This window comes from Teredinibacter sp. KSP-S5-2 (assembly GCF_032773895.1).
Taxonomy (GTDB): Bacteria; Pseudomonadota; Gammaproteobacteria; order Pseudomonadales; family Cellvibrionaceae.
Map to the genome: position 1 here is coordinate 1,676,757 of NZ_CP120416.1, position 13,336 is coordinate 1,690,092.

14 protein-coding genes and 3 tRNA genes are annotated in these 13,336 nt (G+C 43.8%); 9 read left to right on the forward strand and 8 right to left on the reverse strand.

The genetic code is table 11. The features are described from left to right. Nucleotides 1–21 precede the first annotated feature (21 nt). The gene (locus tag P5V12_RS07665; protein ID WP_316956764.1) at nt 22–1,509 is read right to left on the reverse strand and encodes an FMN-binding glutamate synthase family protein; all 1,488 of its coding nucleotides are present in this window, start codon (nt 1,507–1,509) and stop codon (nt 22–24) included. Between the two features lie 105 nt (nt 1,510–1,614). On the opposite strand from P5V12_RS07665, the gene P5V12_RS07670 reads away from it, so the two are divergent. Genes P5V12_RS07670 through P5V12_RS07690 form a run of 5 tightly spaced genes read left to right on the forward strand, consistent with a single transcriptional unit; the run spans nt 1,615 to nt 4,667 of the window. Beyond that, nucleotides 1,615–1,992 (forward strand): hypothetical protein, encoded by a 378-nt coding sequence (locus P5V12_RS07670; RefSeq protein ID WP_316956765.1) that lies wholly within the window; start codon nt 1,615–1,617, stop codon nt 1,990–1,992. Nucleotides 1,993–2,001: 9 nt separating this feature from the next. Next, on the forward strand, nt 2,002–2,811 hold the full coding sequence (locus P5V12_RS07675; RefSeq protein ID WP_316956766.1) for an AsmA family protein: 810 nt from the start codon (nt 2,002–2,004) through the stop codon (nt 2,809–2,811). A gap of 6 nt (nt 2,812–2,817) precedes the next feature. Further along, the gene (locus P5V12_RS07680; RefSeq protein ID WP_316956767.1) at nt 2,818–3,516 is read left to right on the forward strand and encodes a TIGR01621 family pseudouridine synthase; all 699 of its coding nucleotides are present in this window, start codon (nt 2,818–2,820) and stop codon (nt 3,514–3,516) included. Between the two features lie 12 nt (nt 3,517–3,528). Continuing rightward, nucleotides 3,529–4,308, forward strand: a complete 780-nt coding sequence (locus tag P5V12_RS07685; protein WP_316956768.1) for a histidine kinase — start codon at nt 3,529–3,531, stop codon at nt 4,306–4,308. Nucleotides 4,309–4,352: 44 nt separating this feature from the next. Further along, nucleotides 4,353–4,667, forward strand: a complete 315-nt coding sequence (locus P5V12_RS07690) for a rhodanese-like domain-containing protein (RefSeq protein WP_316956769.1) — start codon at nt 4,353–4,355, stop codon at nt 4,665–4,667. A 7-nt stretch (nt 4,668–4,674) separates the two neighbouring features. On the opposite strand, the gene P5V12_RS07695 is transcribed toward P5V12_RS07690, so the two are convergent. From P5V12_RS07695 to folD, 3 genes are read right to left on the reverse strand one after another with little or no spacing between them, the layout of a single operon-like run. Beyond that, nucleotides 4,675–5,685 (reverse strand): class I SAM-dependent methyltransferase, encoded by a 1,011-nt coding sequence (locus tag P5V12_RS07695; RefSeq protein ID WP_316956770.1) that lies wholly within the window; start codon nt 5,683–5,685, stop codon nt 4,675–4,677. Beyond that, on the reverse strand, nt 5,682–6,452 hold the full coding sequence (locus tag P5V12_RS07700) for a pseudouridine synthase (protein ID WP_316956771.1): 771 nt from the start codon (nt 6,450–6,452) through the stop codon (nt 5,682–5,684). The genes P5V12_RS07695 and P5V12_RS07700 overlap by 4 nt, the downstream gene beginning before the upstream one ends. A gap of 42 nt (nt 6,453–6,494) precedes the next feature. Further along, nucleotides 6,495–7,337: a bifunctional methylenetetrahydrofolate dehydrogenase/methenyltetrahydrofolate cyclohydrolase FolD gene (gene folD, locus P5V12_RS07705; protein WP_316956772.1), complete on the reverse strand. Its 843-nt coding sequence runs from the start codon at nt 7,335–7,337 to the stop codon at nt 6,495–6,497. 242 nt (nt 7,338–7,579) lie between these two features. Between folD and P5V12_RS07710 the strand changes: the two genes are divergently transcribed. The 4 genes from P5V12_RS07710 to P5V12_RS07725 all read left to right on the forward strand — a co-directional run bounded on the left by P5V12_RS07710 (nt 7,580) and on the right by P5V12_RS07725 (nt 8,786). Then, nucleotides 7,580–7,656: transfer RNA gene (locus tag P5V12_RS07710), tRNA-Pro, on the forward strand. Nucleotides 7,657–7,678: 22 nt separating this feature from the next. Continuing rightward, nucleotides 7,679–7,755: transfer RNA gene (locus P5V12_RS07715), tRNA-Arg, on the forward strand. A 45-nt stretch (nt 7,756–7,800) separates the two neighbouring features. Next, nucleotides 7,801–7,876 (forward strand) — tRNA-His (locus P5V12_RS07720). 175 nt (nt 7,877–8,051) lie between these two features. Next, nucleotides 8,052–8,786 (forward strand): tetratricopeptide repeat protein, encoded by a 735-nt coding sequence (locus P5V12_RS07725; protein WP_316956773.1) that lies wholly within the window; start codon nt 8,052–8,054, stop codon nt 8,784–8,786. A gap of 15 nt (nt 8,787–8,801) precedes the next feature. On the opposite strand, the gene P5V12_RS07730 is transcribed toward P5V12_RS07725, so the two are convergent. From P5V12_RS07730 to hemN, 4 genes are all read right to left on the reverse strand, one after another. Next, complete coding sequence (locus tag P5V12_RS07730) at nt 8,802–9,623, reverse strand: helix-turn-helix domain-containing protein (RefSeq protein ID WP_316956774.1); 822 nt, start codon at nt 9,621–9,623, stop codon at nt 8,802–8,804. Nucleotides 9,624–9,706: 83 nt separating this feature from the next. Then, nucleotides 9,707–10,705: a ketoacyl-ACP synthase III gene (locus P5V12_RS07735; protein ID WP_316956775.1), complete on the reverse strand. Its 999-nt coding sequence runs from the start codon at nt 10,703–10,705 to the stop codon at nt 9,707–9,709. Nucleotides 10,706–11,235: 530 nt separating this feature from the next. Further along, nucleotides 11,236–11,472, reverse strand: coding sequence for a hypothetical protein (locus tag P5V12_RS07740; RefSeq protein WP_316956776.1), 237 nt, complete (start codon nt 11,470–11,472; stop codon nt 11,236–11,238). Nucleotides 11,473–11,803: 331 nt separating this feature from the next. Then, nucleotides 11,804–13,210 (reverse strand): oxygen-independent coproporphyrinogen III oxidase, encoded by a 1,407-nt coding sequence (gene hemN / locus P5V12_RS07745; protein ID WP_316956777.1) that lies wholly within the window; start codon nt 13,208–13,210, stop codon nt 11,804–11,806. Nucleotides 13,211–13,336 lie beyond the last annotated feature (126 nt).

A 13,336-nucleotide genomic window follows, 5' to 3' on the forward strand; every position in this document is an offset into this window, starting at 1 on the left:
ACCAATAAAACCAAATAAGTGTTAATTTACCCGAGCGCTGAGAATATCATTCAGAGGGAGAGAGTAGCCGGTCTGAGTGACAACTCGAACATGTTCTCTGCTCAAGCCTCTAGGCTCAGCAACGCCGCAGGAGTGGGCAATTATATCAACGCTCTCGATGATGTTCTTGTGATAGTTTGCGACACGGGCAGATTTTTCTATGGGGTTGAGGCCATTTTGCAGGCGTTTGTTGTGTGTGGTGATACCCGTAGGACAGGTGTTTTTGTTGCATTGCAGTGCTTGGATGCAGCCAAGAGAGAACATGAATCCTCTTGCGGAGGTGACAAAGTCGGCTCCAGTAGCCAGGGCCATAGCAACGTATGAGGGGGTGATGAGCTTGCCTGATGCAATTACTCTGATTCTATCCCTTAGGCCAAACCGAGAGAGTTCGTCCACCACAAAAGGTAAGCTTTCCTTGAGAGGCAACCCGACGAAGTCCATCAGGGGTTGTGGAGCCGCGCCAGTGCCGCCATCGGCGCTATCTATGGTAATAAAATCCGGGGCTGCTTCGGAGCCTAGTTTAACGATGTCTTCACAGAGACCGCTGAACCAGCTTGTGTCACCGATGACTAACTTGAAACCAACGGGTTTACCTGTAACTTTACGTACCAGCTGAATCATTTCCAATAGCCCGGTATTGTCTTCTATTTCCAGATGGCGGTTAGGGCTGTGGGATGCGTGGCCCGCAGGTATACCTCGAATTTGGGCAATCTCTTCGGTGACTTTCTCCGCCGGTAGTATGCCGCCTTTACCCGGTTTAGCACCCTGGCTTAGTTTGATTTCAAACATTTTTATCTGTGGGTTGGCGGCCAGTTCCTGCAGCTTGTGCTTGCATAAGTTGCCGTGTTCGTCTCTTACTCCATACTTCGCTGTGCCGATTTGAAAAACAATGTCACAGTTTCCTTTTAGGTGGTGCTCGGACAGGCCACCCTCTCCAGTGTTGAGCCAGCATTTGGCCATAGCGGCTCCCATGGAAAGGGCGGTGACTGCGTTGGCAGATAGAGCCCCGTAGCTCATGCCTGAAATATTAAAGAACGACGGTGCTGCGTATGGTTGAGGGCAGTCAGGGCCAATGACCAGCGGAGACGACGCAGTGGTTTCGGTGCTGAGTTTTGGGTAGGCGGAATTCAGAAAATACACCTCGCCAGTTTTGTCCAGGTTGCGAGTTGAGCCGAATGCAATGTTGATGTCTTTGTCCTTGCTGGCGCGATATACCCATGTGCGCAGAGCCCGGTTAAATGGCATTTCTTCCCTGTCCATGGCAAAGAAGTATTGGCGAAAAAATTCGCCTAAATGTTCAAATAGTGTTCTGAAACGACCGATGACAGGATAATTGCGGCGAATCGCGCTTTTGACCTGTGTTGAATCTTTTATGTATAAAAACATAATGGCAATAGTAATTAGAGCCAGACCAAGGAGAAAAACTGTAGATAAAATGTCAGAGATAAGTTGTGTAGTGTGTTCCAGCATTGTAGCGGTTAACCTGGCAGTGTAAGCGTTTGGTTAAGTATACTGATCTGACTGCCTGGGTGGAATCTACCGCGTTGTTGCTTGACTTGTTTATGAGTAAAAAATATGCAAAACAAAATGATCATCGGAGTACTTTCTGTTCTGTGTGCTTTTCTGGCGTTTAGCTGGTTACATGCCAATCAGCGGGCTGAAGAGCTGTCTCACAAATTGTCGATAATGGAAGATCACGCGAAAGAGCTGGAGAAAAGTGTTGTCGCCTTAAAGCAGCAGCTGCAAATTGCTGAGGGAAAAAGTGTTGACAATATTATTCACGAAGCAAATGGCAAGGCTTTACAAACCTGGGATACACTCATTGACACATTGCAAAATCAACTTGGTGAGTTTGGCGATTTGATCAAAGAAGAGCTAGAGTCTCAATTGGAGCCTGAGGAGAAAACACCAGGGAAAGAACCTCAGATTCAACCAGGCCAAAAAAGAACATAGGTTTATATTATGAAAATGTTAAAGTGGATTTTTATACCTTTACTGTTACTCGTCCTTATCATTGCCGGTGTCAGCGTTTTTTTTCTGAGTAATATTAACCGTATCGTCGAAGATGCTGTGGAAACTGTTGGTCCAAAAGTAACTGAAACCAAAGTGGATTTACAGTCTGTTGATATTCAGCTTTTAAAAGGTGGTGGTGAGTTTAATAATCTGGTGATTGATAATCCTCCTGGTTATAAATCGCCTTATCTCTTTGAATCAAAAAAATTGGCGATGGAGATTGATCCAAAATCGATTCAAAACAAGGTGGTGGTGATCAATAAGCTGGATATACAAGGCGTAAAAATTGTTGCTGAACAAAAGGGTTTGACCACAAATATTCAGACCCTTTTGAAAACGCTCTCCAAGCAGCAGCCTTCTGATTCCTCAAAAACAGAAACTGCCAGCGATTCGGCAGCCTCAGATGTTCGTTTGGCTTTGAAATATCTCAACTTCTCTGGAAGCTCTATCCAGTTAATCACAGAAAAATATGGCGAATATACGGTTCCTCTTCCCGAGTTTCAGTTGAATAATATCGGTGATCCTGAAAAAGGCTTAACGCCAGAAGAGTTTGGCAGTGCGGTGTTAAAACCGTTAATGAAGCAAGCACAAAAAGCAGTGGAAAAACGAATTGAGCAAGAAGCCAAAAAACAGTTTGAGAAAGAGGTGGGAGATAAACTAGAGGACGAAGTAAGTAAGAAAGTAAATGAGGAACTAGGAGAGGGCGCGAGCGAAAAAGCGGAAAAAACTTATAAAGAACTGAAAGGGCTATTTAAATAACGCTCTATGTTTAAAGTTTGTTTTGAAAATGATTGCTTTGTAGTTGTACATAAATATCCCGGCGTCAGTGTTCAGGGAGACCAATCTCAAGAAGGGCTGGTCTCTCTGGTAAAAAAAGCTTTGTCATTACCGTGTTTGTTTCCTGTACATAGACTGGATAAAGTTACATCTGGCCTGGTGGTGCTGGCGAAAACTCAGACAGCAAACTCTGAGCTGTCGCAAGCCTTTCAGCAGCGGACAGTGGATAAAATGTATATTGCCTTGTCCCATAAAAAACCGGCAAAAAAAATGGGGCTACTTGCGGGGGATATGGAAAAAAGCCGGGATGGTGGTTGGAAGTTGTTGCGCACGGAAAATAATCCTGCCGTTACTCAATTTGTTAGTTTTGGGGTGGGGGTGAAGACGGAGAATGGGGAGCCTTTGAGAGGTTTTTTGTTGAAGCCGTATACAGGGAAAACCCACCAAATTCGAGTTGCTTTAAAGTCTGTAGGATCTCCAATATTGGGAGATACGTTATATTCTGGTAAAAAGGCAGATCGTGTTTACCTACATGCTTATCGGTTGGCATTTACTTTTAGTGGAGAGAAGTTCCATTTTTCCTGTTTACCGGAAGTTGGGGTTGAGTTTTTCCATGACGCCATATCGGCGAAAATTCGGGAGAATGAAGAATATAAGTGGCCTGTGTTGCCAAGTAAATATTTGTAAAGGCCTGATGTTATGGCAATTATTTGGCAAAAGAAAACGGCAAATCAGATATATCAGGTTCGAACTGCAGGCCATTCTATTCGTTTATATTCAAATAATGTGTTTCATAGCCAATGGAACCCACACACTCCAATAGCGGGCAGCCTTTGGGATTTGCTTTTCCTTCCTGTATTTTTTTCTCCTCAGGTTGATCGACTTAATAAGGCTCTGATTTTAGGTGTCGGTGGTGGAGCAATAATCAATTTGTTTAATCAATATTTATCCCTGGATTGTATTGATGGTGTGGACCTTGATTCGACACATATTTATATCGCGAAACGGTTTTTTGGTATTAACGGCAGTAACACCTATTTACATAGGGCGGAAGCACAGAGCTGGGTTTCAAATTCCGGTAGGGCAAAATATGACTTTGTTCTGGAGGACTTGTTTTTACCAGAAACGGATAGCCAGGATGCGGTGAGAGCGATTGAACCATCTACCGCTTGGTTTGAAACTCTGCTAAAGAAGCTCTCTGTTCGAGGTATTCTGGTGATGAATTTTGAAAGTGAAAAGCAGTTTAAGCGTAGTGATACATGCCGTAAGGCTAAAGAACTGTGTCGGTTAGGTAAGTTGGGCGGTGTTGCTTTTTTAAAGCATCCAAAATATGAAAACTGCATTGCAGTTTTTACCAAAGTCGCTATCTCAAAAAGAACGTTCGATGATAACCTGCAGTCTTATTTGTTTGCGGGTAAAGCCGCCGTTAAAATCCGGCTTGCCTATGAGTTAAAAATAATCCAGAGGGGGAGAAATTAATAATGCGTATTATGTATAAAATATCGTTTATCTTGGTGCTTCTTATGTCGTTGTTCAACAAAGGTTATGCCGAGCAGGATTCCTCTGCAATATGGATCGATGTTCGTACCGCTGGCGAATTTAGTACCGGTCATCACCCAGAAGCAGTGAATATTCCTTACGATGTTATTGCTAGCCAAATTGCTTCAGTAACCGAAGACAAAAATGCGGATATTCGTCTCTATTGCCGCTCTGGTCGACGTTCCGGAATAGCCCAAATGACATTAAAAAATATGGGTTATACCAATGTTAGAAATGAAGGCGGGGTTAATAAAGTGATGAAGTCTGTAAAGAAAGCTGAAAGTGCGAATAACAAGTAACGTCTGTTTATTTGGATAGTTGAATCACTTTAAAACTACCTGAGTTTGCTAGGCATTGAACGTTAGAAAAGAAGGACTGGGCCTTTTTTTCTAACGGAATGAATGCATTCACTACGTAGTAGGCATGCCCGTTTTCTTTTAATAGTCTGTGGCTTTGTGCGAGAAATCTTTCTGTAAGATGATTTGCTACATCATAACCTTGATGAAAGGGTGGATTGCAAATGATAAGGTCGTGAGCTTTTGTTAACTGCATGCCTGCATCGGAAGCTTCAACGCTAAATTCCACTTGAGTTTGTTCCAGGTTTTTTTTACACGCATTCAGTGCCGTAATATTTGTATCTGTGGCGGTAATACGCTTTGCTCCCATATGTGCTAACGCTAAACTGAGGTAGCCATAGCCGCAGCCTAAATCCAGCGCCTCTTCTATATCTGCATCATTTTGCTTAATGTGATTTGTGAGCGTTTCAACAAGCAGTTCGCTGCCAGCGTCTATTTTATTCCAGCCAAAAATGCCGGGTTTACTGAATACGTCGTACCCCCATAGGGAGAAAGTTTGTTTCAATTGAGGGTAGTCGTCGTCTCGAAGGTTGGGGTGTTCGTCTTTTGGTGGTGCGAGTTTCGCTGTGTAGTTATCTTTGTTTTTAACTATTTGCCCACTGTACCCCAGCTTTTTCCGGCAATTGTCGTAATAGCCTTTGATGCCTTGGTTCTTTTTCCCGAATAGAAATAGGTGTCCTGATGGGGTTAGGTGTTTGGCGCATTGGTTGAGGACATGGTTACTAACCATTTTTTCTTTTGACACTGGGAAAAGTATTGAATCGAAACCGTGTGTATCCAATAGCGATAAATTGAAATCAGCCAGAGTGACGTTTATGCCAGCCTTTTGCGCAGATTGACAGGTATCAAAGCGGTTACTTAATAAATGGGTAATTTGGTAAAGGCGAACCCATTCAGCGAGTTGGCTTTCTGACGTTTCTCCAACAACCAGTAAGTTGTTTTGATTCGCCCGCGTCATCATTTATTGCTCCCGGTATTGTTGTCAGATTGGTTTTTCAAGGCGTAGACGGAGTTGACTTCCTCCAGGGTTAAGCGCCGTAATTTTCCCTCAGGTAACTCCGGGTCGAGTTGTATCTCACCTATTGATTGGCGATGTAGTTTTACCACTTTATTGCCGACAGCCGAGAACATGCGTTTTACCTGATGATATTTGCCTTCGCTGATTTCGAGCAGGACTTTTCGAGGAGCCTCAATAGTTAAAGAGGCAGGTTTGGTTTTTTTCTTTTCTCCTTCCAGCAGGATGCCGTCTGTAAAAAACTGTTTAACCTCATCTGAAATGTCCTGTTCCAGTTCTACGTGATAGCACTTTAAGCAAGAAAAGTTGGGAGAGGTAACTTTATGGTTCCAGTCACCATCGTTGGTAAGTAGCACCAGCCCTGTTGTATCGAGATCCAACCTTCCAGCAATTTGGAGATCATAAGGGGAGGGAGCCTGGGTGTTTTTTTCGTAGCTCTGCAGTTCTTGTTCTGCGACCAAATCGATGACCGTCAGATGTTCTCCGTCACTATTCGCACACACAATCCCAGAGGGTTTGTTGAACATATAGTACGCCTTGCCAACCGGGCGGATTTCGGTGCCGCGGACAAGAATGGTATCAAGGTCGCTAATATGGATTGATGTATCCTTGGTCACTTTGCCGTTAACGGAGATAAGGCCATCTTTGGCAAACCTTTTGATAATAGAGCGGGTCAGATCAGTATTGTTGCTGATAAATTTATCGAGTCGCATAGGAAGGGGGCAAGGCAGGGGCTATAAGCCCCTACGCTAGAGTTAAACCAGTTTCTTTTCGCCAGAGTCAACACTTTGGTAAATAAGCGTGTTGATGGTCATAGGGCCAACACCGCCGGGTACAGGGGTGAGCGCGCTGGCTTTATCAGCCAGGGGGCCAAGTTCAATGTCACCGACACCACCAGGGTGGTAGCCTGCGTCGACAACGACGGCTCCTTCTTTGATCCAGTCTGCCTTGATAAATTCAGGGCGTCCAACTGCACCAACCACAATATCTGCCTGGCGAATATAGTTGGCCAGGTCTTTAGTGCGTGAGTGACATATGGTTACTGTGGCGTTTGCGTTAAGCAGCATTGCGGCCATTGGTTTACCCAAAATAGGGCTGCGGCCAACTACTACAGCGTGCTTGCCTTCCAGTTCGATGTTGTAGGCCTCTAGCAGGCGCATGATGCCTTTAGGGGTAGCGCAGCCGTATGCTTCCTCGCCCATTGCCATTCGGCCAAAGCCGAGGCAGGTTACACCGTCTACGTCTTTGTCCAGTGCAATTGCATCAAAGCAAGCGCGCTCGTCTATCTGTGATGGGACGGGATGTTGCAACAGGATGCCGTGCACATTCGGATTATCGTTGAGCTCCTGTATTTTTTGCAGAAGCTCCTCTGTAGTGGTGCTTTCCGCTAACTCGACTTTTAGGGACTCCATACCAATGCGCTCACAGGCATTGCCTTTCATTTTTACATAGGTAGCCGATGCGGGGTCGCCTCCTACAAGAATGGTCGCGAGAATTGGGGTGCTGCCAGATTTTTCTTTAATCTTGGCTACACGTTGACTAAGTTCTTCTTCAGTTTTCTTTGCGAGAGCTTTGCCGTCGAGAATGAGCGCAGACATAGGCCGATATTCCTGATTACTAATGAGGTACTGGATAAATGGGGCGTTATTTTCCCATAGAGGAGGCATTTGGCCAAACAATTGAGGCAAAAATCGGCGATAGGTGTTAATAAAATGAGCAATAGGGGCTAAGCGTTTGAGCGTTAAGGATTTTATTAAAAATCTTATCGATTTTTCGTTGACGATCCCTTAGCTCGAAGGTATTATGCACGCCCTCGAAACGTGGTGCATACCACAGTTGTCGGAGTGTAGCGCAGCCTGGTAGCGCGTCTGCTTTGGGAGCAGAATGTCGGGGGTTCGAATCCCTCCACTCCGACCATTTTCGGGCCTGCATTTACGATGCGCCCGTAGCTCAGTTGGATAGAGCAACGGCCTTCTAAGCCGTGGGTCGCAGGTTCGAATCCTGCCGGGCGCGCCATCCTAGAAGGTTCCCAGAAGCGTAAAGTAAAGCTCACCTACAATGGTGACCGTAGCTCAGTTGGTAGAGCCCTGGATTGTGATTCCAGTTGTCGCCGGTTCGATCCCGGTCGGTCACCCCATTATTCCCTCCATACTTCTTTCTATACTCTTGTGTCGGTGTACACTTTTATCGTTTTCCAGAAAATGGCCTGGGCTGCATCTTTTGTGCCTTATGTCGCTTGGGAGGCTGGTCTGCTGATGTAACATCCTCTGATGTGCGTGTTCATAGTGTTATTAAGATAAAGAGAGGGATTTGTGCCGATTTTATTGATATCCATATTTATACAGGTATGTTTTATTGTTCATATCGTCAAAACAGGTAGAAGTACAACTTGGATATGGATTGTCTTAATGCTTCCTCTTGCAGGAGCTATTGCCTATGTTTTTCTTGAGGTTCTTCCGGATATTTCCAATTCCCGAGTGGGGCGAAACGCAAATAGAAAACTGCAGTCCGCCATAAACCCAAATAAAGACATTAAGCATGCGGCCAGCAACTACGCTTCTTCCGATACTGTAGAGACCTCTATGCGTTTAGCTGAGGCTTGTTTAGATAGAAAGATGTATGAAGAGGCTAAGAAGCTTTTTAAAAAGAGTTTGAGTGGGGCGTATTCAGACGATCCAAACTTGATGTTTGGTCTGGCTAAAGCAGAGTTTGGGCTTGGTAACTTTGAGCAGGTTAAACTGGTTCTGGATGAGCTTATAAAGAGCAATCCAGATTATAAGAATGCCGAAGCACATCTTCTTTATGCTAGGTCGTTAGAGAGGCTTGGTGAGGTAGATTCAGCGTTGCATGAATACGAAGTTTTATATACCTATTACCCCGGTCCGGATGCTGCGTTTTATTTTTCGATGTTTCTAAGGTGTCAGGGGCAGAGCGAAAGGGCGGATCAGCTTTTGCGCGAAATCCTAAGCAAGGCGGAGAATCGTCATTTTAGCAATAGGCACGCGGACATTATTCGTCAAGTAAAGAACGAGCTAAACGGAAAATAAATACGGGTTGAAAGATCAGGTTTCTTCTTGCTTGTGCTGGATCTTTCTTCCTAGGGTAGTGATTGATATCCCCAATAAGTCAGCCGCTTTTTGACGGTTTCCTTCGGTTCTTAGTAGGGTTTCGCGAATTATCTCAGCTTCCACCAGGCGGGTTATTTCTTTCATGTTGCCGGACGGGTTGGAGATCTGTTCTGCAAAGGATTTCATAAACTCTTTTTGCGGGGACTTCGGTAGCCAATACATGAATTTGTATTGATTTTCGCGAGTTTCGATATAAATGAGGAACCATAAACTGGCACATACAAATAATGAGAATATACCCGTTGCGTTAACTTTGATCCCAACAGCCATAAGAAGCACGATAGCAAGAATCGATACAATAATGGGGAGGCCGGCGACCAATAAGCTGAGCGACTTGCGTCGTAACAGCTGATCGTTATTTCGCTGCCATGAAAAGTATCCAATCAGAAAGCTTAGAACCAAAGGAAGCAACAGGCCTAGCTGAATAACCCAATAGCCTTTGCCTGGCTCGCGTGTTAGGGAGTAGCCGAGGCTTTTTACGCCGACTATGGCAAAGTCAGGCCAATATATTGAAACTGTAACTAGGGAGAATAGGGTTCCAACGATTCTTAATATCAGCTTGTTGAGGTAATTAGCGGTTTCCAATGTTAGAAGGAAGTAACCGTTGAAGGTCAGTACCAGAAGGAAATAGTAAGTCTTTAAAAAAGGTAGAGAGCCTGAGGTATTGTGAAGGTTGAAGAAAACCAAAATCTCTAGAATATTTGCACAGAAAAGACCCGTGAAGAAAGCCAGAAAAAAAGGGCTGGCTTTCTTCAAAAAGTTACCACTCTGAATTAGTATCAGCACCTTCAACGAGATAGCCAGGATACTAATTGCTGCAAATAAATATACAATAGACATCAGAATTGAAAAGCCGCTTGGCACATTGAAGCCCCACTTCCGGCCCCGAGTACCAATACTTTGTCTCCTTTTTTAGGTCGATCAAAACACATGTTTACAGCATGTGTAGCACTAGTCAAGTTCCCAAACAAATGATAGCTTCTGGATACTCTTTCTGACGCCAAATTCGTCAGTTTTATCATTTGTTTATGGGGTCTTTCGCCGACTTGATGGAAATAGGCGTGGTCTATTTCCTCAGATTTCCAGCCAATTTTTTTATAGGTTTCGCCAATCATTTCCTGATGGTTTTCCACCATAGCACCGCTGATTTCCTCCATTCGCATCTCAAAGTCAATGCCTTCTGGGGTATGCCTGTAATAGCAGAGATTACGGAACTTCCCGTCAGCCTTAAAATGAATATATTTACACCCCGTATCGTCAGTGGATTTACTGACAACAAAGGCACCGCCGCCATCTCCGACAGTGAAAGCCCCCAGGAGTTTACGGAAAAGCGACTTGTCATTGCTTTTCCGTAATTGCCTTATCGCGTCGATTGATAATTGGCTGGGTTTTTCTCCTGTGCAGATAAGAATGTTTTCCGCCATGCCCGAATTAATATAGGCATGAGCAACAGAATAACCAGATAGCATACCTATGCAGGCATTACTGACATCAAGGCAGGCTGCGTTCCATGCTCCCAGCTCTGCTTGTACTTCGTGAGCAGTAGAGGGCTCCGGCTTATCCCGGTCAATTCCGCAAAATAAAATGAGATCGATATCCAGCGGGTTAATTCTTGCGTCAATAATTGCATCTCTAGCTGCCTGGATAGCAAGATATCCGTAGGATTGATTTGGGTCGGAAAAGCGTCGTTGTTTTATACCGCTCGCTCGACTTAAAAAACTTTCGGATACGCCAAATTTTCTGGATTGGGCTTCGTGCATAAGTTCTTCTGTCGTCACAATGCTTTTTGGTAAAAACGCGCCAATTCCAGTGATTTTTGATCCACTACTTGTTTTCATTATGTTTTCTCCGAGGTTAATTAGTTGCGTAATACACACTCTAATTAACTGGCAGAAATGGCAGTAATGCAACGATACGGCGCCAAAAATTAGTAGCAGACTTTAGTCGAACTTATCATTTGCCAAATGTATGCGTATTTGTTGTGTGTTTGTTGCAGAGAGGTTGGTTGACGGAATAGCGTAATGTGGTTCTTGAGAGGAGGTGTGTGTGAACGAAGCTTCTTGACGGCAATCTACTTTTGACTATTCTCCTGATTCCATTTTGATAAAGCGTCAACAGGGTTCAAGCGGTTTGTCGCGGTTCTTCCGCAACAGTTAGGTGTGGGGCAGATTAGCTTATATAACTGCTCACCGCTTGTATCGCTCAAGGAAAGATCTAGGAATGGGGGTTTGCCACAGCCAAGGCAGTTCGCAATATGGAGTTTTTTTTCGTTCGCCGTCATAGTTGTGCTCTATTATAGTGCATCCGAATAAGAGCGCATTATGAAGTAGTCTGACATCCATATCTACGACTGATTGAGGATTATTTCTTACGCGGTATCACTGCTGTCCAGCGTTACAATATTAATTAAGTCAATTTCAATTAGCCAATCGGATAAGTTTGCATCTTCCCCGAGTATCATGCGCTTAGCTTGTTTTAAGCTGTTTAATGTTCCGAGAGGTTTGGTGACGCAAATTTCTCGATACACCTTTTCCACAATCATTCCGCTTGCTGTTTCTCTTCGGAGTTCGCACCGATACCAATATGCTCTTTGTTTATATAACACTGGGTGTTCCTTTGTTGTCCTTTACCTCTGGGCAAGATTTGAGCGCATAAGTAGTATAAATCAAATAATAGAATAGTCAGTTATTGCGTGCTGTAAAGGAGTGGCTTCGTTTCTAATCCACCTCCATTCTAATAGATTTATTTTCTAAGCATTTATCTTTTTTCTACAAGATTCTTTATTTCGATTTGTTAGAAGACAAAAGGAATCGTTTGATGACTGGTTTTTTTATTCGTTAGATATTGCAACGGAGTTGTATGTTGGAAGTTGTATTTAGGTCGTGTGGAATCAATCGTGGTTGCATTCCGAGAGCGAGGCAACCACGATTTGCATTTTAAAGGATACGAGAATATTTGGGTTGGCTAGTGGTTGTAGTGTTATCGATATAGGCGTCAAAAGTCATGCATATGTGTCTGATCAACAGTCTGCCTGATAACTCGACTCGAATTCCGTTTTTATCCAAAATTAGCAATCCATCCTCCTCAAGAGATTTCAGGGCAGTTAACTCTGACTGAAAATATTCTGCGAACTGGATATTGAAATGGGTTTCAACTTTTTTGAAGTTCAGTTCAAAGTTGCAGATAAGTTGATTAATGATGTATCGACGGATCAGGTCGTCTTGCGTAAGTTGAATACCTTTCGTAAGTGGTAAACGGTTATCTGCAATAGCCGTATAGTAGTTATCAATATTCTTTTGGTTCTGGCAATAAGTGTCACCAAAAAAACTAATTGATGAAACGCCAAAAGCAAATAGATCGCACTCTGCACGAGTTGCGTAGCCCTGGAAATTTCTATTCAAACTGCCATGTTGTTGCGCAAGCGTTAGTTCATCGTCAGGTTTAGCAAAATGATCCATACCAATATACACGTAGCCTGCCTCAAGAAGTCTTTCTATCGTGGCGTGAAGGATTTTTAATTTTTCCTGAGGTTCTGGCAGATACTGTGCGTCGATTTGTTTCTGCGTTTTAAAAAGGTGAGGCATATGGGCGTAGTTAAATACAGATAGCCTGTCTGGCGATATATGTATGACTTTATCGAGCGTTGCTAAAAAAGAATCCTTAGTCTGGTGGGGGAGGCCATAAATAAGGTCCAGGCTAAACGATTTAAAGTTGTTTGCCCTAATCGCATCGGCGAGATCCCGAACTTCTGATTCTGAGTTAAAGCGATTTACGGCTTTTTGTACCGTTGGATCAAAATCCTGTACACCCATACTTATGCGGTTGAATCCAAGGTTGCGAAGATATGCAACTCGCTCAGGGGTTACACCGTGGGGATGTATTTCTATCGAGTACTCCCCTTGTTCGTCATCGGCGAGGGTGAAAATATCACGAGTGACTTCCATTAACCGGGCCATTTGCTGGTCGTTAATGTAGGTTGGTGTTCCACCTCCCCAGTGGAGTTGTTCTACTACGCGTCGAGTATCTATATAGTCTGCCTGCAGCATCATTTCTTTATGAAGTGCTTTCAAATACGGTGTTGCACGCTCTTTGTTGGCTGTGACAATTTTGTTGCAACCACAGTAGTAACAAACCGTGTCACAAAAAGGGATGTGGAAATAGAGCGACAATGGTTGTTTGGTTTTATTGCTTCTAGATACGGCCTCAAGCCACTTGTTTTCGTCAAAGTCTTCCGAAAACTGGGGCGCGGTTGGATACGATGTGTATCTGGGGCCAGACAAGTTATATTTTTTAATTAACTCAGCATTCCACAGATTTTGTAGGGTGTTTGAGTGTATAGTCATTGAATATTCATTTCTGTTAGTTAGATTCTTTTGCAAGTTTAGAGAGCACCTATATTAACTCGATTGATGCAGGTCAATCCGCTAGGTTTTATGTCTCGTTTAGTTATAATGGGCGGCCATTTTGGT

What these genes read in the sequence shown, in the direction of transcription:
- P5V12_RS07665 (WP_316956764.1), bottom strand. Translation starts at nt 1,509, where the DNA reads ATGCTGGAACACACTACACAACTTATCTCTGACATTTTATCTACAGTT.
- P5V12_RS07670 (WP_316956765.1), top strand. Translation starts at nt 1,615, where the DNA reads ATGCAAAACAAAATGATCATCGGAGTACTTTCTGTTCTGTGTGCTTTT.
- P5V12_RS07675 (WP_316956766.1), top strand. Translation starts at nt 2,002, where the DNA reads ATGAAAATGTTAAAGTGGATTTTTATACCTTTACTGTTACTCGTCCTT.
- P5V12_RS07680 (WP_316956767.1), top strand. Translation starts at nt 2,818, where the DNA reads ATGTTTAAAGTTTGTTTTGAAAATGATTGCTTTGTAGTTGTACATAAA.
- P5V12_RS07685 (WP_316956768.1), top strand. Translation starts at nt 3,529, where the DNA reads ATGGCAATTATTTGGCAAAAGAAAACGGCAAATCAGATATATCAGGTT.
- P5V12_RS07690 (WP_316956769.1), top strand. Translation starts at nt 4,353, where the DNA reads ATGTCGTTGTTCAACAAAGGTTATGCCGAGCAGGATTCCTCTGCAATA.
- P5V12_RS07695 (WP_316956770.1), bottom strand. Translation starts at nt 5,685, where the DNA reads ATGATGACGCGGGCGAATCAAAACAACTTACTGGTTGTTGGAGAAACG.
- P5V12_RS07700 (WP_316956771.1), bottom strand. Translation starts at nt 6,452, where the DNA reads ATGCGACTCGATAAATTTATCAGCAACAATACTGATCTGACCCGCTCT.
- folD (WP_316956772.1), bottom strand. Translation starts at nt 7,337, where the DNA reads ATGTCTGCGCTCATTCTCGACGGCAAAGCTCTCGCAAAGAAAACTGAA.
- P5V12_RS07735 (WP_316956775.1), bottom strand. Translation starts at nt 10,705, where the DNA reads ATGAAAACAAGTAGTGGATCAAAAATCACTGGAATTGGCGCGTTTTTA.
- hemN (WP_316956777.1), bottom strand. Translation starts at nt 13,210, where the DNA reads ATGACTATACACTCAAACACCCTACAAAATCTGTGGAATGCTGAGTTA.